15 protein-coding genes and 1 pseudogene are annotated in these 19,210 nt (G+C 72.6%); all 16 read left to right on the plus strand.

Annotation, left to right across the window (positions count from 1 at the left end; genetic code table 11):
• Positions 1-807 precede the first annotated feature (807 nt).
• The 16 genes and pseudogenes from mraZ to AB0K03_RS40115 all read left to right on the plus strand — a co-directional run bounded on the left by mraZ (position 808) and on the right by AB0K03_RS40115 (position 19,101).
• On the plus strand, positions 808-1,239 hold the full coding sequence (gene mraZ / locus AB0K03_RS40040; RefSeq protein WP_199514344.1) for a division/cell wall cluster transcriptional repressor MraZ: 432 nt from the start codon (positions 808-810) through the stop codon (positions 1,237-1,239).
• A 269-nt stretch (positions 1,240-1,508) separates the two neighbouring features.
• Positions 1,509-2,579 carry a 16S rRNA (cytosine(1402)-N(4))-methyltransferase RsmH gene (gene rsmH, locus AB0K03_RS40045; RefSeq protein ID WP_364697048.1) on the plus strand — a complete coding sequence of 357 codons (1,071 nt, stop codon included), beginning with the start codon at positions 1,509-1,511 and terminating at the stop codon, positions 2,577-2,579.
• 8 nt (positions 2,580-2,587) lie between these two features.
• Positions 2,588-3,088: pseudogene (locus AB0K03_RS40050) on the plus strand (hypothetical protein); the annotation flags it as partial.
• Positions 3,089-3,272: 184 nt separating this feature from the next.
• A complete protein-coding gene (locus AB0K03_RS40055; protein ID WP_364697050.1) occupies positions 3,273-5,771 on the plus strand; it encodes a penicillin-binding transpeptidase domain-containing protein in 2,499 nt (832 codons plus the stop codon).
• Positions 5,772-5,827: 56 nt separating this feature from the next.
• Positions 5,828-7,342: a UDP-N-acetylmuramoyl-L-alanyl-D-glutamate--2,6-diaminopimelate ligase gene (locus tag AB0K03_RS40060; RefSeq protein WP_364697053.1), complete on the plus strand. Its 1,515-nt coding sequence runs from the start codon at positions 5,828-5,830 to the stop codon at positions 7,340-7,342.
• On the plus strand, positions 7,339-8,733 hold the full coding sequence (gene murF / locus AB0K03_RS40065) for a UDP-N-acetylmuramoyl-tripeptide--D-alanyl-D-alanine ligase (protein WP_364697056.1): 1,395 nt from the start codon (positions 7,339-7,341) through the stop codon (positions 8,731-8,733). The genes AB0K03_RS40060 and murF overlap by 4 nt, the downstream gene beginning before the upstream one ends.
• Complete coding sequence (gene mraY / locus AB0K03_RS40070) at positions 8,730-9,827, plus strand: phospho-N-acetylmuramoyl-pentapeptide-transferase (protein ID WP_364697059.1); 1,098 nt, start codon at positions 8,730-8,732, stop codon at positions 9,825-9,827. The genes murF and mraY overlap by 4 nt, the downstream gene beginning before the upstream one ends.
• Before the next feature lie 190 nt (positions 9,828-10,017).
• On the plus strand, positions 10,018-11,352 hold the full coding sequence (locus AB0K03_RS40075; RefSeq protein ID WP_364697137.1) for a putative peptidoglycan glycosyltransferase FtsW: 1,335 nt from the start codon (positions 10,018-10,020) through the stop codon (positions 11,350-11,352).
• A 65-nt stretch (positions 11,353-11,417) separates the two neighbouring features.
• Positions 11,418-12,527, plus strand: a complete 1,110-nt coding sequence (murG, locus tag AB0K03_RS40080; protein ID WP_364697062.1) for an undecaprenyldiphospho-muramoylpentapeptide beta-N-acetylglucosaminyltransferase — start codon at positions 11,418-11,420, stop codon at positions 12,525-12,527.
• A 70-nt stretch (positions 12,528-12,597) separates the two neighbouring features.
• Entirely contained in the window at positions 12,598-14,016 is a 1,419-nt protein-coding gene (gene murC, locus AB0K03_RS40085) for a UDP-N-acetylmuramate--L-alanine ligase (RefSeq protein WP_364697065.1), read from the plus strand.
• A gap of 21 nt (positions 14,017-14,037) precedes the next feature.
• Entirely contained in the window at positions 14,038-14,805 is a 768-nt protein-coding gene (locus tag AB0K03_RS40090) for an FtsQ-type POTRA domain-containing protein (protein WP_364697068.1), read from the plus strand.
• A gap of 298 nt (positions 14,806-15,103) precedes the next feature.
• Positions 15,104-16,243 carry a cell division protein FtsZ gene (gene ftsZ, locus AB0K03_RS40095; RefSeq protein WP_364697071.1) on the plus strand — a complete coding sequence of 380 codons (1,140 nt, stop codon included), beginning with the start codon at positions 15,104-15,106 and terminating at the stop codon, positions 16,241-16,243.
• A gap of 3 nt (positions 16,244-16,246) precedes the next feature.
• Entirely contained in the window at positions 16,247-16,975 is a 729-nt protein-coding gene (locus tag AB0K03_RS40100; protein WP_364697074.1) for a YggS family pyridoxal phosphate-dependent enzyme, read from the plus strand.
• 224 nt (positions 16,976-17,199) lie between these two features.
• Positions 17,200-17,889, plus strand: coding sequence for a cell division protein SepF (gene sepF / locus AB0K03_RS40105; RefSeq protein WP_364697077.1), 690 nt, complete (start codon positions 17,200-17,202; stop codon positions 17,887-17,889).
• A 24-nt stretch (positions 17,890-17,913) separates the two neighbouring features.
• The gene (locus tag AB0K03_RS40110; RefSeq protein ID WP_199514367.1) at positions 17,914-18,219 is read left to right on the plus strand and encodes a YggT family protein; all 306 of its coding nucleotides are present in this window, start codon (positions 17,914-17,916) and stop codon (positions 18,217-18,219) included.
• 60 nt (positions 18,220-18,279) lie between these two features.
• Positions 18,280-19,101, plus strand: coding sequence for a DivIVA domain-containing protein (locus AB0K03_RS40115; protein ID WP_364697080.1), 822 nt, complete (start codon positions 18,280-18,282; stop codon positions 19,099-19,101).
• Positions 19,102-19,210 lie beyond the last annotated feature (109 nt).

Here is a 19,210-nt window from a genome sequence, read left to right on the forward strand (position 1 = left end):
TCTCTGGCGGTGGGTCGGGTCGTTTTTTTCTCATTTTTTTCCGTATTTGGGGGGGGGCCCCCCGGGGGGGGGCCCCCCCCCCACTGTCGTGTCCCGATCCCGTCGCGCGCCGGAAGGGGGAGCGCGCGGCGAGAAGAGCCGGACTGCGGGAAGGCGGCCAAGCGCGCGGCCGGGGAACGCGCGGGCGTGGCGGGAGACTGCGGCACGCCCGGAAGGTGATGCCGCGCCGGCAAAGCGATGCCGCGCCGAGAAGGTGATGCCGCGCCGGCAAAGCGATGCCGCGCCGGGAAGGTGATGCCGCGCCGGGAAGGCGATGTCGCGCGCCCCCGGAGGGCGATGCCGCGCGTAGGGAGGGCGGAGCTGCGCGGGACCGGCCTGGCGGCGTCGGCCCGCCAGGGTGCGGCCGGGGTCGCGCGCCACTCGCGCCCGCGTCCGTGTGATCTTCTGCCCGTTCTCCTTGACGGAGCTGCCCCGAAGCCCTCCACTTTGCGCCCCACGATCCCTCCACTTCCCTCCCGGAGGCTCTCCTGACCCGGCGAAAGGCCCCTTTTGCGGGGAGTTTTCGACCCGCCTGCGCGCCGTGTCGGAAAGTGGACCTTGATCGGGGCCGCCGCGCCCTCCACTTCGGCCCACCGCCTCTGACGTGCGCTTTCGTCCGCGAATCCGGTTCGCGGACGGGCCGATTCCGGTTGCGGGTGGAGGGAAGTGGAGTAGAGTGGAGCGCAGTGGCAGGGCCGGAGCGGACCTGCCGGCCCGAGCGAACCGGCGGACCGCGAACCGCCACTGGGCAGGGGGGTTGGGCCGACGATGTTCCTCGGCACACACACCCCGCGCCTCGACGACAAGGGCCGGCTGATCCTTCCGGCGAAGTTCCGGGACGAGCTGGCGGGAGGTGTCGTGATCACCAAGGGGCAGGAACGGTGCCTGTACGTGTTCCCGATGCCGGAGTTCCAGCGGATCGCCGGGCAGCTCCGGGACCAGCCGGTCACCAACAAGGCCGCCCGGGCCTACAGCCGGGTGTTCTTCGCCAGCGCGCACGACGAGATCCCCGACAAGCAGGGCCGGGTCACCATCCCGGCGCACCTGCGCGAGTACGCGGCGCTCGACCGTGAGCTCGTGGTGATCGGCGCCAGCACGCGGGTGGAGATCTGGGACAAGCAGTCCTGGGAGCAGTACCTCTCGGCGAGCGAGGACGAGTTCGCCGACATCGAGGAGGGGGTGCTGCCCGGCGGACTGTAGGCGCTGCCCGTCCAACCACCCCACCACCCACAATCCGACTGAAGGCTGCCTCCGGGCCGCCGTGGTGGTCCGGACGTCGCTGCCGCCGTACTGCGAGATCTCCAGCCGCTCTCGCTCCTGGCGCCTCTTCCCCGGCGCCAGGCGTGTGTCCGGTGAGGCGCGCCCGATTGGCAAACGGGCACGAGCGGATGGGGATCTGGCGGTACGGAAGACGGCCGGGTGCCGATCGGGAACGAACGGCCGCGTGGCGCGCGGGAAAGAGCGGGGCGATGGGGGTCGACATGGGGGAGCTGCGCGGCACGCACGTGCCGGTGCTGCTCGAGCGCTGTCTCGAGCTGCTCGCCCCCGCGCTGGATCGCCGGGGGGCGGTCCACGTCGACTTCACGCTCGGCCTCGGCGGGCACGCCGAGGCGGTGCTGGAACGGCACCCCGACGTCGTCCTCGTCGGACTCGACCGCGACCCCGAGGCGCTCGCGCACTCCCGGCAACGGCTCGAGCGGTTCGCCGGCCGTACGCACCTGGTGCACGCGGTCTACGACGAGCTGCCGGAGGTCCTCGCGGACCTGGGATATGCGGCGTTCCACAGTGGCCTGTTCGACCTGGGTGTCTCGTCGCTGCAGCTGGACGAGGCGGACCGGGGCTTCGCGTACGCGAAGGACGCGCCGCTGGACATGCGGATGGACCAGTCCCGCGGGATCACCGCGGAGGAGGTCGTCAACGGCTACGAGCCGGGCGAGCTCGTCCGGATCCTGCGGCAGTACGGCGAGGAGAAGTTCGCCCAGCGCATCGTCTCGGCGATCGTCCGGGAACGGGCGAATGGGCGGATCGTCTCCTCGGCACGGCTCGCGGACCTGGTCCGGGACGCCATCCCGGCCGCCGCGCGACGAACGGGTGGAAATCCCGCCAAGAGAACGTTTCAGGCGCTACGTATTGAGGTAAATGCGGAACTCGCCGCGCTCGAATCCGCGGTACCGGCTGCTTTGGACTTGCTGGCCCCGAAAGGGCGCCTTGTGGTGATGTCGTATCAATCGTTGGAGGACCGGATCGTCAAGCGCGCCCTGGCCGAGAGGGCGCGCAGCACCGGTCCGATCGATCTGCCGGTCGAGCTGCCCGGGACGGGACCGAGCCTGCGGCTGCTGACCCGCGGGTCGGAGCCGCCCACGGCGGCGGAAGTGGCGGAGAACCCGCGGGCGGCTTCGGTGAAGCTGCGCGCGGCGGAACGGATCGACGAGCAGGACCAGGCACGAGGGGCCGCCCGCGAACGGCCCCGGATGTCGGCGACGCACGGGGGACGAGGGCGGCGACGCCCGGGGGAACACCAGGAGGGGGAGGGGCATTGAGCGAGCGCATGACGACTGCGCCGCGGTCGGGGGGCCGGACCGCGGAGCAGCCGCAGAAGGGCCGGCGCACGCCGGCCGGCACGAAGGGGACGGCGCGGGGGGCGCGCCAGTTCCCGATCCAGGGCGCCACCGCGCTGAAGCTCGACGCCCAGCAGCAGCGGGACACGGCCGTGACGCCGCGGCTGCGGGTCGCGCCGCCCGCGCCGATCAACGCGCCGCGGGCGCCGTTCATCGCGCTGGTGGTGGCGGTCGTGGTCGCCGGCGTGCTGGGCATCCTGATGATCAACACGAAGACGGCGGAGAACTCCTTCCAGCTCGACTCGCTGCAGAAGCGGCAGTCCGATCTGGACGCGCAGCAGCAGGCTCTGGAGAACGAGATCGCCGCCAACAACATGCCGGGCAGCCTGGACGCGGCCGCGCGCCGGCTCGGGCTGGTCAAGGCGGACTCACCGGCGTACATCCGGCTGCCGGACGGCAAGGTCTTCGGGGTGCCGAAGCCGGGCAGCGGCGCGCCGGCCGTGACCGCCCAGGACCCGCGGGAGTCGGCCGCGGCGGTGCAGCGGGCGAAGTCCACCCAGGACGCCACCACGCAGGACGTCACCGGGACGACCCAGCAGGGCGCCGCTCAGGGCACGGCGCCGGGACAGACGGCGACGGGGACGGGCACGTCCCCGGTGACAAGGCAGTAGCGCGGTGCCGCCGCGATCCGACGAGACGCCGCGCCGGGGCCAGGAGCCCCGGCGCGGCGCATCTGCGCGTGAGCAGGCCCCCGCCGACGACGAGCGCGGCCGGGGCTTCGGGGGGATCGGGGACGCGCGGGCCTACACGCCGCGCGGACGCACGGTGCGCGAGGGTGACCAGCGCACCCGGTCGCCGCGCAGCGGCCGTACCAGCGATCCGTTCCGTCCGGCGCTGCAGGTCCTCGACGGTGGCCGGCCGCCCCGCGAGCGTCGCCGTGACACCGAGGAGCAGCCGCCCGCGCGGCGCGCCCGGGGACGGGACGCACAGACCGAGCCGCGCGGGGGAGATGAGCGCCGGCGCGACGACGATGGCCGTGAGACCCGTGCGCGCAAGCCCCGGGAACAGGGCACCCGCGAGGAGCCGCGCGGACGCATCCAGGCCGGCCGTGGTGAGCCGACACGCGTGACCGCGGGTGCCGGGCGCACCCGCTCCACAGCCAACCCGCGCCGCGGTGCCGCTGCGCGTACCGAAGCGGCCAACCCGCGCCGGGGTGCCGCTGCGCGTACCGAGGCGGCCAACCCGCGCCGGGGTGCCGCTGTGCGCGGCGATGCCACCAGCCCGCGGCGCGGTGCTGCTGCGCGTACCGAAGCTGCCGGGCGGACCGGACGCGACCGCCGCGTCGCGGCAGCGCCCGGACCACGACGCGACCCGGGCGGACGGCCCGGCAACCGGCGGCCCGGACCGGTCCCGCCCGCCGAGCCGCCGAAGCTGGCCAACAGCACCAAGCGGCTGCGGCTGGGCACCGTCTTCGCGCTGGCCCTGTTCGTCGCGATCGGCGTACGCCTCGTCGTGCTCCAGGTCGTGGACTCGCCGGCCGCCGCGCAGAGCCTGCTCGAGCAGCGGCAGAACCGGCTCACCGAGGTGGTGCTCCCGGCCCCGCGCGGCAGCATCCTGGACCGCTCGGGCGCCGTGCTCGCGCACAGTGTCGAGGCGCGGTATATCTATGCGGACCCGGAGATGGTCAAGAACCCGGCGACGACCGCCGCGGCGCTGTCGCCGCTGCTCGGTGTGCCACAGTCCACCCTGGTCGCGCTCATGGCGAAGAAGAAGCGGCCCGGCGGTGGCGCGTCCCGGTTCGAATACCTGGCCCGGGGCGTCGACATCGCCGTCGCCGCCCGGATCAAGAGCCTGAACCTGGCCGGCATCGGCTCCGGCCGCGACGAGCGCCGCGACGTGCCCGGCGCCGACCTGGCGGCCAACCTCATCGGTTTCACCGGCGAGGACCACACCGGCCTGGAGGGCATCGAGGCGCGCTACGACGAGCTGCTGCGCGGCACCGACGGCGAGAAGGTGTACGAGGTGGGTCAGGGCGACCTGGCCAAGGAGATCCCCGGCGGCTACCACCGCGAGACTCCCGCCGCGCCCGGCTCGTCGATCCAGCTCACCATCGACCGGGACCTGCAGTTCGAGGTGCAGCGTTACCTCACCCAGCAGATGAAGAAGGTGCAGGCCACGGTGGCCGGCGCGATCGTGCTGGACGTCCGGACCGGCGAGGTGCTGGCGCAGGCGAGCTACCCGACGTACAACGCGCAGAAGGCGTTCGACTTCAAGCCGACCGAGCGGGTGGACGCGGTGTCCAGTGTCATCTCCGACCCGGGGTCGACGCACAAGGCGTTCACGATCGGTGCGGCCCTGCAGGAAGGCGTCATCACCAAGGACTCGCAGATCACCGTCGGCCGCGCGCTGATGCTGGGCGGGACGCCCTTCAAGGACGACCACCCGTTCGCCAACGGTACGAAGCTGAGCATCCCGCAGGTGCTGGCGTACTCGTCGAACGTGGGCACGATCCGCATCGGGCAGAAGCTCGGCAAGGAGAAGCTGTACGAGTACCAGCAGAAGTTCGGGCTGGGCCGGCCCACCAACGAGGGCATGCCCGGCGAGGCGCCCGGACGGCTGCTCAGCCCGGACGAGTGGAGCGGCTCGGCGTGGGGTTCCGTGCCGATCGGGCACAGCGTGGACGCGACCCTGCTGCAGATGGCGGCCGGCTACGCGGCCATCGCCAACGACGGCGTGTACGTCCAGCCGCACCTCATCAAGTCGACTATCTCCGGCCGGGACGGCGCGGTGACCTCGCCCGCCCCGCCGGAGCAGCACGAGGTGCTCAGCCCGCAGACGGCTCGCGACCTGCGCGAGATGATGGAGGCCGTGGTCGACGCGAAGGGCGCCACCGGCACCCGCGCCAAGGTCGAGGGCTACCGGGTCTCCGGCAAGACCGGCACCGGCAAGATGCTGGTCGACGGCCAGTACACCAGCCACAACGCGGGGTCCTTCATCGGCATGGCGCCGGCCGAGAAGCCGCGCTTCGTGGTGGGCGTCTTCGCCGACGTGCCGGACGGAACGGGCGGCGTCGTGGCCGCGCCGGCGTTCAGCAAGATGATGAGCTCGGCACTGCTCCACTACCGTGTGCCGCCGTCCGGTACCCCGGCGCCGACGTTCGAGTGGAAGGACTGACACCGGCCGTATGGCGTTCGCAGCGCGGGCCGGGACACCGGGTAGGGTCTGACGCCGTGTCCGGCATTCCTCGTCCCCAGACCGTCCGGCCGTACCGGCTGGCCGACCTCGCGCCGCTCGTCGGCGCGGCGGCCCCCGGCACGGACGGCGAGGTCACGGGGGTGACCCACGCCAGCGGCGAGGTCCACCCCGGCGATCTCTACGCCGCCCTGCCGGGTGCCCGCCGGCACGGCGCCGAGTTCGTGGCGGCCGCCGCGCAGGCCGGCGCCGCCGCCGTGCTGACCGACCCGGCCGGCCGCGCCGCCGCCGAGGCCGCGGGGCTGCCCGTGCTCGTCGTGCCGGATCCGCGCGCGGTGCTCGGCGTGGCCGCCTCGGCGATCTACGGCGACCCCACGGCGTCGCTCACCGTCATCGGGCTCACCGGCACCGCGGGCAAGACCTCGACGGCGTACCTCGTGGAGTCGGGGCTGCGCGCGGCCGGGCTGACCACCGGCCTGATCGGCACGGTCGAGACCCGGCTGGGCGACCTGGTGGTGGACAGCGTACGGACGACGCCGGAGGCCACCGACCTGCACGCGATCCTCGCGGCCGCCGTCGAGCGCGGCGTGCAGGCCGTGGTGATGGAGGTGTCCAGCCACGCCCTGGCCATGGGCCGGGTCGGCGGCGTGCGGTTCACGGTCGGCGGCTACACCAACTTCGGCCTCGACCACCTCGACTTCCACGCCGACGCCGACGACTACTTCGCGGCCAAGGCGAAGCTCTTCGACGGCCGCTGCCGGTTCGAAGTGCTCAACGCCGACGACCCGGCGCTCAAGCCGCTGTACAAGCCGGGCACCATCGACTACTCGGCGGCGGGTGACACCGCAGCCAGCTGGTCGGCCTCGGCGGTCACCGGCGACGCCTTCGGGCAGCGGTTCACCGCCCACGGGCCGGCCGGCGACGTCGACGCCGGGGTGGCCCTGCCCGGCCGGCACAACGTGGCGAACGCGTTGCTCGCCCTCGCCGCGCTGACCGCCGCCGGCGTCGACCCGCAGGTGGCCGCCGACGGGATCGCCGCGTGCCCCGGCGTGCCGGGCCGCCTCGAACGGGTGGAGTCGCCGGGCGACGTGCTCGGCGTCGTCGACTACGCGCACAAGCCGGACGCGATCGTGGCCGCGCTGACCGCGCTGCGCGAGCTGGCCACCGCCCGCGGCGGCCGGCTGGTCTGCGTGATCGGCGCCGGGGGCGACCGGGACAAGGGTAAGCGGCCGCTGATGGGCGCCGCCGCGGCCCGCGGCGCCGACCTGGTGGTGGTCACCGACGACAACCCGCGCACGGAGGACCCGGCGGCGGTGCGCGCGGCCGTGCGGCAGGGCGCCGAGCAGGCCGGCACGCCGGCGAAGATCATCGAGGTGGCGGGCCGCCGGGCCGCCGTCGACGAGGCGGTACGGCTGGCCGGCCCCGGTGACGTCGTGGCCGTCCTCGGCAAGGGACACGAGCGGGGCCAGGAGGTGAACGGCGAGGTGCTGCCGTTCGACGATCGCATCGAGCTCGCCGCAGCGCTGGCCGTACGCCCGGGTGGTGCCGTTTGATCCGCATGACGCTCGACGAGATCGCCGCGATCACCGGAGGGCGCCTCGTCAACGCCGACCCGGCCGCGACCGTCGCCGGCCCGGTGGAGTACGACTCCCGGGCGCTGCTGCCGGGCGGCCTCTTCGTCGCCTTCGCGGGCGAGAAGGTGGACGGTCACGACTACGCCGCCACCGCCGTCGCCGCCGGGGCCGCCGGCGTGCTGAGCAGCCGCGACACCGGTCAGCCGGGCGTGGTCGTCGACGACCCACTGGAGGCCCTCGCCAAGCTGGCCCATGTCGTCGTGGGGCGGCTGCCGCAGCTGACCGTCGTCGGGCTCACCGGTTCGTCCGGCAAGACCACGACCAAGGACTACATCGGGCAGCTGCTCGCCCGGCTCGGCGAGACGGTGGCGCCCGCGGGGTCGCTCAACAACGAGCTCGGGTTTCCGTACACGGTGTTGAAGGCGACGACCGAGACGCGCTTCCTCGTGCTCGAGATGGGCGCGCGGGGGATCGGGCACATCGCGTACCTGACCGGCATCGCGGCGCCGCGCGTCGGCGTGGTGCTCAACGTCGGCGCCGCGCACATCGGCGAGTTCGGGTCGGTCGAGGGCACCGCGCGGGCCAAGGGCGAGCTGGTGGAGAGCCTGCCGGCCGACGGGCTCGCCGTGCTCAACGCCGACGACGAGCTGGTCTCCGCGATGGCTTCGCGCACGCAGGCCCGCGTGGTGTTCACCGGCGAGTCGCCGCGGGCCGGTGTGCGCGCCGTCGGCGTGCGCCTCGACGAGCGCGGGCGGGCGGCGTACACGCTGGTGGCGCCGCAGGGCAGCGCGCCGGTCCGGCTCGCCGTGACCGGCCGGCACCAGGTCGCCAACACGCTCGCCGCCGCGGCCGTCGCGCTCGAGGCCGGGATGCCGGTCGACGCGGTGGCCACCGCGCTCGGCGAGGTGGGCATCGTCTCCAGCCGCCGGATGGACGTCTTCGACCGTGCCGACGGCGTCACGGTCATCGACGACTCGTACAACGCCAATCCGTCGTCGACGGCGGCCGCCCTGCGCGCGCTCGCCGCGATGGGGGAGGGCCGGCGCACGATCGCCGTCCTGGGTTACATGGCCGAGCTCGGCGAGTACGAGGACTCCGGGCACCGCGACGTCGGCCGGCTCGCCGCCGAGCTGGGCGTGGCCCGGCTCGTCGCCGTCGCCGAGGCCGCCCCGGTGCTGGCCGGGGCCGCGGCCGTACCGGATTGGAAGGGCGAGCCGATCGCCGCCGCGGACCAGGCGGCCGCGACCGCCGCCGTGCTGGCCGATCTGCGCCCCGGCGACGTCGTGCTCGTCAAGGGTTCGCGCTACCGCACGTGGGAGGTGGCCGACGCGCTACGCGCGCAGCAGGCCGCCGAGGAGGTTGGCCCGTGAGGGCAGTCATCGTCGCGGCCGCGGTCGCGTTCATCATCTCGCTGTTCGGCACCCCGGTCGCCATCCGCGTGTTCACCGCGCTCAAGGCCGGCCAGCCGATCCGCGCGGTCGGCCCGGCCACCCACCAGGGCAAGAAGGGCACGCCCACGATGGGCGGCGTGGCGTTCATCGTCGCGACGGTGCTGGCGTACGTGGCCGGGCACGTCGCGCTGACCACGTTGCCGTCGCAGCAGATCGCCCAGGTCCAGCCGACGATGACCGCCCTGGTGCTGCTGGGCCTGTTCGTCTTCTGCGGCGCGGTCGGCTTCCTCGACGACTTCCTCAAGGTGCGCAAGCGGCACTCCGGCGGCCTGAGCGCGAAGGGCAAGCTGCTCGGCCAGCTCCTGGTCGGCGGCGGCCTGGGGGTCGCGGCGCTGTACGTGCCGAGCACCAACGGCCAGACCGTGGCGAGCGAGCACATCTCGTTCATCCGCGACATCAGCCTGCTCGACGTCGGCAAGGTCGGCTCGGTCATCGTGTTCGTCTTCGTCATCATGTCGATGTCGAACGGCGTGAACCTCACCGACGGCCTCGACGGCCTGGCCACGGGCGCCTCGATCCTGGTGCTGGGTGCGTACGCCCTGATCGGCTTCTGGCAGTACCGGCACTGGTGCGGTGACACGAACTACACCGGCGACTACTGCTACCAGGTCCGGGACCCGTTGGAGATCGCGCTGATCGCGGCCGCGGCAGCAGGGGCCTGTGTGGGCTTCCTGTGGTGGAACACCTCGCCGGCGCGGATCTTCATGGGCGACACCGGCGCGCTGGGGCTCGGCGGTCTCATCGGCGGCCTGGCCATGGCGACCCGGACGACGCTGCTGTCGATCATCATCGGCGGGCTCTTCGTCATCATCACGATGTCCGTGGTGATCCAGATCATCTCGTTCAAGACCACCGGCAAGCGGGTCTTCCGGATGTCACCGCTGCAGCACCACTTCGAGCTGGCGGGCTGGAGCGAGGTCAACATCGTGGTCCGGTTCTGGATCGTCGCCGGCATCTGTGTGGCGATCGGCCTGGGGCTCTTCTACAGCGACTTCCTCCGGGTCATGGGATAGATCTCCCGCGACACGCCACGCCGGAACCCCGGGCGCGGCGTGTCGCGCCACCATGATGGTGCTCATGGTGGAGGACAAGCCCGAGGCCCGGACCACGGTGACGGTGTCACCCGCCGCCACCGTGCAACCCGCGCCGCCGCCGGTACGCCCGAAGACGCTCAGCCAGCAGCTGCTGCCCGCGGTGCACGGCATGCTGGCCCGGCCGCTGTCCTCGTACTACCTGCTGATCGCCAGCTCCGGCCTGTTGCTGCTGATCGGGCTGACCATGGTGTTCTCCGCGACCAGCGTCAAGGCGTACGAGGAGTCCGGCAACGCCTTCACCGCCGTGCGCAACCAGCTGCTCTTCGCGGTCATCGGCCTGATCGGGTTCTGGGTGTGCCAGCGCCTGCCCGCCGCCACCCTGCGCTTCTTCGGCGTCTGGATCCTCGGCGTCGCGGTGGTGCTGCTCTGCGTGCTCGACCTGCTGATGGCCATGGGCGCGGTCGGCATCCTCACCCCGTCGAGGACCGGAGCGGTCAGCCTCGGCCCGGTCACGGCCGACCTGCTCTGGCTGTACATCGGTCCCGTGGGCCTGCAGCCGTCCGAGTTCGTCAAGTTCGGCGTGGTGCTCTGGGGCGCCGACATCATCGCCCGCAAGGGCGCCGACCTCGGCTACTGGCGCGAGCTGTCGATGCCGCTGTTCCCGATCATCGGCGTGCTGTTCGTGCTCGTCGGCTACAACGACCTCGGCACGATGCTCGTGCTGCTGGCGCTGATCATCGGCCTGCTGTGGGCGGCGGGCGTACGCACGCGGGTGTTCGCCGCGCTCGGGGTGCTCGGCCTCGCCGGCATCGGGCTGCTCATCGCCGCGGCCTCCCGGGGTGCGGGCTCCGGCTCGACCGACGCGCCGAACTACCGCCTGCTGCGTATCACCATGTGGCTCGACATGCCGAAGGACTGCAACCTCGGCTACTGCTACCAGATCCTGCAGGCCAAGTCGGCGATCTACGAGGGCGGCTGGTTCGGGGTGGGCCTCGGCAAGGGCGCGCTCAAGTGGAACTGGCTGCCCGCCGCCGACAACGACTTCATCTACGCCGTGGTCGCCGAGGAACTGGGCGTGGTCGGCTGCATGGTCATCGCGATCCTGTTCGCGGTGCTGGCGTACACCGGGTTCCGGATCGCGCGCCGCGTCGACGACCCGTTCCGCCGGCTGGCCGCGACGGGCATCACGACCTGGCTCGTCGCCCAGGCCGTGATCAACATGGGCGGCGTGATCGGCCTGCTGCCGCTGACCGGCGTGCCGCTGCCGCTCATCTCCGCAGGTGGCAGCGCCCTCGTCGTGACGATGGCCGGCGTGGGCATCCTGGCCTCGTTCGCCCGCGCGGAGCCCGACGCGGCGCGGGCCCTGCACGCCCGTCCGCCCGCCCGATGGGTACGGCTACTCTGGGCCCCGCTGCCGCCGCTCCCCCCGCCGCGGCGGCCGGGTCCGTCGCGCCCGCCCGCCCAGAAACAGGGCCGGCCACCGGCGTCGAAGGGCCGTCTCTAGTCGGTCTAGGGTGGCGGGCGGCGGAGGCCGCCCTCAGCGTGGGGACGGTCGGAAGGGAGACGGTGATGGGTTCGCTGCGGTCGGTGGTGCTCGCCGGAGGAGGTACCGGCGGTCACATCTACCCGCTGCTCGCCTTCGCCGACGCGCTGCGCCGCCATTTCCCCGAGGTGCGGATCACGACCCTCGGCAGCCCGAAGGGGATGGAGAACGACCTCATCCCGCCCGCCGGCTACGACCTGCGCGTCATCCCGGCGTTCCAGCTGCCGCGCTCGATCAACCTCAACCTGCTGCGCACCCCGGACCGGATGTACAAGTCCGCGCACGCCGCGGGCAAGATCCTCGACGAGGTGCAGGCCGACGTGGTGGTCGGCTTCGGCGGGTACGTGTCGGTGCCGGCGTACCTGGCGGCGTGGCGGCGCGAGCTGCCCATCGTCATCCACGAGGTCAACGTGCCGCCGGGCGTCGCCAACCGGATGGGCATGAAGTTCACCAAGAACATCGCGGTGGGGTTCCCGAGCCAGCCGAAGGCCGCCGAGTCGCTGCGCGACGCGCGGGTGGTCGGGGTGCCGCTGCGCACGGCGATCGCCCGGATGGACCGCGCGGCGCTGCGCCCGCAGGCCCTGCAGCACTTCGGCCTGCGCCCCGACCTGCCGGTGCTCTTCGTCTCCGGCGGCTCCTCGGGCGCCCGCACCATCAACCTGGCGGTCGCCGCGGCGGCCAAGAAGATCACCCACGCCGGCATCCAGGTGCTGCACGTGCAGGGCGGGCGCAACGACCCGTTCGAGGTGCCCAGCGACCTGCCGGTGCCGTACGTGGTGGTGCCGTACCTGTCCGACATGCAGCTCGGCTACGCCGCCGCCGACCTCATGCTCTGCCGCGGCGGCGCGATCACGGTCGCCGAGACCACGGCGATCGGCATGCCGGCCATCTACGTGCCGTATCCGCACAGCAATCAGGAGCAGAAGCGCAACGCCCTGCCCGTGGTGGAGTCGGGCGGCGGCCTGCTCGTGGACAACGCCGAGCTCACCCCGGAGTGGATCGAGCGTACGGTGATCCCGCTCGCCCGTGACCCGCAGCGGCTCGCCGCGATGGGGCAGGCGGCGGGCGCGTACGGCCGGCGCGACGGCGACGAGGCGCTGCTGGACTTCGTGTGCGAGGCGGTCGGCCGCCGATGAGCGTTTCTGCCGAGAAGGTGCGAGGCGGCCGGCCGCCGATGAACGTTTCTGTGAGTAGGGAGAGCGCGGAGTGAACACGGCGGAGCTGAAGCCGGCCGGCGGGTTGACCGCCGAGGATCTGGGCACCGTCCACCTCATCGGCATCGGTGGTGTCGGCATGGGTGGACTGGCCCGGCTGCTGCTCACCCGCGGCGTGCCGGTCTCCGGCAGCGAGCTGCGGGAGTGGCCGGCGCTGGCGGCGCTGCGCGCGCTGGGCGGCACGGTGCACATGTCGCACGAGGCGGCCAACCTCGACGGGGTCGACACGGTGGTCTACTCGAGCGCGATCCCGCAGGACCACGTGGAGATCGTCGAGGCGCGCCGCCGCGGGCTGCGCGTGCTGCACCGCTCGGAGGCGCTGGCGGCCGCGATGACCGGGCGCCGCACGATCGCGGTGGCCGGCACCCACGGCAAGACCACCACGACGTCGATCATGACGGTGATCCTGCAGCACGCCGGCGAGGACCCGTCGTTCGTCATCGGCGGCGAGATCTCCGCGGCCGGCTCCAACGGCCACCACGGCTCCGGCTCGTACTTCGTGGCCGAGGCCGACGAGAGCGACAAGTCGTTCCTGGTGTACCGCCCGCACGTGGCGATCATCACGAACATCGAGGGCGACCACCTCAACAACTGGGGCGACCTCGAGGGGCTCAAGGCGGGCTTCCTGGACTTCGCCCAGCTCGCCGACGACGACGGGTTCGTGGTGACGTGCGCCGACGATGAGGGCGTGCAGGACCTCATCGCGGCGCTGCGCGCCAAGGGCAGGACCGTCTACACGTACGGCGAGAGCGAGGCGGCCGACCTCAGGCTGACCGACGTCGTCTCGTCCGTGCAGGGCGTGCGCTACCAGGCGACGCTCGACGGCAAGCCGCTGGGCGAGATCACGCTCGCGCTGCCCGGGCGGCACATGGGCCTCAACAGCGCCGCCGCCGTGCTGACCGCGCTGCGGCTGGGCCTGCCCCTCGACAAGATCACCGAGGCGCTGAGCTCGTTCCCCGGCGTCCGCCGCCGCTTCGAGCGCAAGGGCACGGTCGCCGGGGTCCGCGTCTACGACGAGTACGCGTACCACCCCACCTCGGTGAAGGCGGCGCTGCGGACCCTGCGCGAGGTGGCCGGCGACGGGCGGCTCGTGGTGGTGTTCCAGCCGTACCGTCTCTACCGGACCCGTGACCTGCAGGCCGAGCTGGCCGAGGGGCTGGCGATCGCCGACGAGGTGATCGTCATGGAGGTCTTCGCGCCGGGGGAGACCCGCGGCCCGGGCGAGGGCGGGATCGCGCTGACCTCGGCGATCGACCTACCGGCGGAGCGCAAGGTCTTCGTGCCGTCGTGGGAGGACGTGCCGGCCGAGGTGGTCCGGCGCAGCCGCCCGGGCGACGTGGTGGTCACGATGGGCGCACCGCCGATCTCGCTGATGGGTGACGAGCTGCTGGCCGCGCTGGCGGACAGCTGACGACAGCGGCCGGGGGGCGCGATGAGCGACGGGGGCAGGCGCAACTGGCGGCTGGTACGGGCGGACACGGACGCCGTGCCGCCGTCGGTGCGCCGGTTCATGGCCCGCGCGCGTCAGCGCCGGCTGCGGGCGGCGATGCCGTGGGCGGTCACGCTCGGCGTGCTGCTGGTCGTCGGCGCGCTCGCCTGGCTGGTGTACGGGACGTCGGTGCTGGGAGTCCGCCAGGTGCGGGTGGCCGGCACCGACTCGCTCACCGTGGAACAGGTCGAGGACGCCGCGGCCGTACCCCGGTCGGAGCCGCTGGCCCGGGTGGATCTCGACGGGATCCGGGACCGGGTGCAGGCGCTGCCGGCCGTGGAGCGGGCCGTGGTGTCGCGCGGCTGGCCCTCCACGGTGGAGGTGCAGGTCGTGGAGCGTACGCCCGTGGCCGCCGTACCCGTGGGTGAGGGGTTCTCGCTCATCGACGCCGAAGGCGTCGCGTTCCGCACGGTCGCGCGGCGGCCGGCGGGGTTGCCCGTGGCGAAGCTCGCCGCGCCCAGCCCGGCCGACATCAACACCCGCTCGGCGCTGGTGGTCCTCTCGTCGCTCACCGCGGAGCTGCGCGAGCAGCTCGTCTCGATCTCCGTGCCGGCTCCGGCGCAGGTCAGCCTGGGGTTGCGCAAGAACAGGACGATCGTGTGGGGCGACGACACGGAGAGCGAGAAGAAGGCTCAGGTGGCGACCGCACTGCTGGCACGCAAGGGCGACACGATCGACGTGAGCGCGCCGACGGTGGTCACCATCCGCTGAGTCGCCCCGCCGCGAACCGGACAAGGTGCGCCAAACGGCTCATTACGTCGAAGGTTACGGCTGAGTCGGATAGTGGGCTCGTAAGCGGACGCCGACACGCCGCGTTGGTCCTTGGATCAGGCGACACGTCCGCTTACGTTGCCCCGAGAGGCTCAGTGGTTGACATAACACTAAGCCTCTAGTAGAGGGTGAGGGTTTCCTCGCCCTCCCTTGTACGGAGCGGACGTCGATGGCGGTTCCTGTGGCGGACCGCTGGGGCCTCGACGTCCGCCAACCCTGGAAGGGAAGGCTGAGCCCGATGACACCTCCGCACAACTATCTGGCGGTCATCAAGGTCGTCGGCATCGGTGGCGGCGGCGTGAACGCCGTGAACCGCATGATCGAGGTAGGGCTCAAGGGAGTCGAGTTCATCGCGATCAACACCGATGCCCAGGCGCTGCTGATGTCCGACGCCGACGTCAAGCTCGACGTCGGCCGGGAGCTGACCCGCGGCCTCGGCGCCGGCGCGCAGCCCGAGGTCGGCAAGAACGCCGCCGAGGACCACCGCGACGAGATCGAGGAGGTGCTCAAGGGCGCCGACATGGTCTTCGTCACCTGCGGCGAGGGTGGCGGCACCGGCACCGGCGGCGCGCCCGTGGTGGCCAACATCGCCCGCAAGCTCGGCGCGCTGACCATCGGCGTGGTCACCCGGCCGTTCTCGTTCGAGGGCAAGCGCCGCCAGGTGCAGGCCGAGTCCGGCATCGACGAGCTGCGCAACCAGTGCGACACCCTGATCGTCATCCCGAACGACCGGCTGCTCGCCCTCGGCGACCGCGGCATCAGCATGATGGACGCCTTCCGCCAGGCCGACCAGGTGCTGCTCTCCGGCGTGCAGGGCATCACCGACCTGATCACCACGCCCGGCCTGATCAACCTCGACTTCGCCGACGTCAAGAGCGTCATGAGCGGCGCGGGCAGCGCGCTCATGGGCATCGGCAGCGCCCGCGGCGACAACCGCGCCGTCGAGGCCGCCGAGAAGGCGATCTCCAGCCCGCTGCTCGAGCAGAGCATGGACGGCGCCCGCGGCGTGCTGCTGTCCATCGCCGGCGGCTCGGACCTCGGCCTCTTCGAGATCAACGACGCGGCCCAGCTGGTCACCGACGCGGCGCACCCGGACGCCAACATCATCTTCGGCGCCGTCATCGACGACGCCCTCGGCGACGAGGTCCGGGTCACGGTCATCGCCGCCGGCTTCGACGGGGGTACGCCCTCGTACAAGCCGGTGGAGACGGCCCGCAAGGTGGTGCAGCAGCCGGCGGCCCCGCCCGCGGTCACGCCCAGCGTGCCCGCGCCGGTGAGCCCGGCCGCCGCGACACCGCCCGCCGCGACCACCCCGCCGCCGCGCCGGGTGCTCTTCGACGACGTCGACGTGCCGGACTTCCTCAAGAACGGCTCCTGACGCTTGGCGGACCAGGCGCGCCGCGCCGAGCTGGCGGCCTCGCTCGACGAGGTGCGCGAGCGGATCGCGCGCGCCTGCGCCGCCGCCGGCCGTGACCCGGGCGAGGTGGCCCTGGTCGCGGTGACCAAGACGTACCCGGCGAGCGACGTGGTGCTGCTCGCCGGCCTCGGCGTCACGGACGTCGGGGAGAACAAGGACCAGGAGGCCTCGGCGAAGGCCGCCGAGGTCGCCGCGGCGGGGGTCGCGGTGCGCTGGCACTTCGTCGGGCAGCTGCAGCGCAACAAGGCCAAGTCCGTGGTGCGCTACGCGGACGTGGTCGAGTCCGTGGACTCGCTGCGGCTGGCGTCCGCGCTGGACGCCGCCGCGCTCAGACACCGGGGAACGCCGCTCGACGTTCTCGTCCAGGTCAGCATCGACGGAGATCCGGCGCGGGGCGGCGCCGCCGACTCCGCCGGCGACGCGGACGTCGATCTGTGGCGGGTCACCGACGCGGTCGCCGCGGCCGAAGGGCTGAACCTGCGGGGGCTCATGGCGGTCGCGCCGCGCGACTGGGAGCCCGGTCGCGCGTTCGAGCGCCTGGCCGAGCTGGCCGCTCGGCTGCGCCGGACGCACCCGGGCGCGACGGTGCTGTCGGCGGGCATGAGCGGGGACCTCGAGCAGGCCGTACGGCACGGGGCGACACACGTGCGGATCGGCACTTCTTTGCTCGGGATGCGAAACCCGCTGCGGTAGCCTTGCGGCGGGCAGCAAACTACATACGTGTTGTTTACGCGCGACGTGCTCGGGCCGCCGCGTCCGACGACGCAGCATCGTGACGGGCGCCGGGGTCAGCAAGGTTTCAAGATCACGGAATCCGTGCAAGGGGGGAAGCGGCACGCCGGGGGAAGCGGGCCGTACACGGACGGAGGTGGGGGCATGGACGAGCGGTTCGGCGCCGAGCAGGGTCTGGTGATCGCATGAGCGCGCTGCGCAAGGCGGGCGTGTGGCTCGGTCTCGTCGAGGAGGACGACCAGTACGACGACCGCGGCTACCGCGACAGCGGCTACCGCGAGCGGGAGCGCGACCGCGACTCCGGTTACCGCTACGCCGACGAGTACGACGAGGACGACGTCGACGAGGCGCCGTCGCTGCCGCGGGCGCGCGCGTCGGAGCGGGGCAGCGGCCGCCTGGAGCGGGCCGCCGCGGCGCTCGACCGCGAGGAGCACGAGCGTGCCGAGCGCGCGGAGCGGGGCAGCGTGCGGTCGATCACCCGTCCGGCCGCGCCGGTCGGCGAGCCGTCCGGCGCCATGAGCTACTCCACCCGGGAGAACCTGGCCCTCGCGCCGCAGCCGCAGGTGCAGCCGCAGCGTCCCGTCGAGGACGAGCAGCGGTACCAGATCACCACCCTGCACCCGACGACGTACCGGGAGGCCCGCACCATCGGCGAGCACTTCCGCGACGGGGTGCCGGTGATCATCAACCTCACCGAGATGGACGAGGGCGACGCCCGCCGGCTCGTCGACTTCGCCGCCGGGCTCGCGTTCGGCCTGCGCGGTACGATCGAGCGCGTGACCAACCGGGTATTCCTGCTCTCACCGGCCAACGTCCAGGTCACCGCGGAGGACAAGGCCAAGATCGCTGAGGGCGGTTTCTTCACCCAGAGTTGACCCCTAAAGAGGGACCCGCCTGTCGTGCTGTCGATCGTGTTCCAGATCATCTATCTGTTGGTCTACGTGTTCTTCCTGACCCTCCTGGGCCGGTTCGTCCTGGGTGCGGTGCTGCAGTACGGGCGCCGGTGGCAGCCGGGCCGGGGGGCGTCGGCGGCATTGGAGTCGGTGTGGAGCGTCACTGATCCACCCCTCAAGGCGTTGAGGCGTGTGATCCCACCGCTTCGAATTGGTACCGTGAGTTTGGACCTGGCGTCCCTGGTCCTGCTGGTTATCCTGTTCGTGCTTTTGAATCTCGTGTTAGCGCCTCTGATCCGGACCTTCGCCTGACCGCGGAGCGACTGATCGGCTGTGCGCCCCACGCGGCCGCAACTGACCCGAGGAGTTTCGATGCCGCTGACCCCGGCCGACGTGCACAACGTCGCCTTCAAGAAGCCCCCGATCGGCAAGCGGGGGTACGACGAGGAGGAGGTCGACGCCTTCCTGGACGAGGTCGAGCGTGAGCTCGCCCGTCTGATCGAGGAGAACAACGAGCTGCGTGCCCAGGTGGAGCGCGGCGGTCGGGGTGGCGCGCCAGCCGGTCCGAGTGCCGACCCGCGGCTGGCGGCCGAGCTCAACGACATGAAGGCGCAGCTGGACCGCGTCCAGCGCGATAAGACGGCGGCCGAGCAGGCGGCCCGGCAGATGCAGGCCGAGCTCGAGCAGGTCCGCGCGCAGGGCCCGGTCGGCGGCGGCCCGTCCTCCTCCGGTGGCGGCGACGGCGAGCAGCAGGCGCTGCGGGTCCTCATGATGGCTCAGCGCACCGCCGACGACCACGTGTCCGACGCCCGCCGCGAGGCCGACAAGCTTCTCTCCGACGCCCGTTCCAAGGCGGAGGAGGTCACCCGCGAGGCCCGGGCCAAGGCCGACGCCCTCGAGCGCGACGCCCGCCAGCGCCACCAGGAGGCCATGGGCGGCCTGGACGCCAAGCGGTCCGCGCTGCAGAAGCACATCGAGGAGCTCAAGCAGTTCGAGCGCGAGTACCGCACCCGGCTCAAGGCGTACCTCGAGAGCCAGCTGCGTGACCTCGACGGCCGGGGCCAGGGCCTCGAGGCCGAGTTGGGCCGGGCCGACGCCAGCCGCTCGGTCGGTGGCTCGGGCGGTCTCGCCGCGGCGGGTCTCGCCGGCTCGTACGGCGGCAGCCGCGCCAACTCGATCGAGACGGGCCGCTGAGCGCCGGAATCACCCCTCTCGGACCCAACCACCGCGGCGGGGATGAGCCATGATCGTTGTCAGTCTGCTGCTCATCCTCGTCGCCGTGATCCTGCTCGTCCTCGGCCTG

The organism is Actinoplanes sp. NPDC049316 (assembly GCF_040677315.1).
Lineage (GTDB): Bacteria > Actinomycetota > Actinomycetes > Mycobacteriales > Micromonosporaceae > Actinoplanes.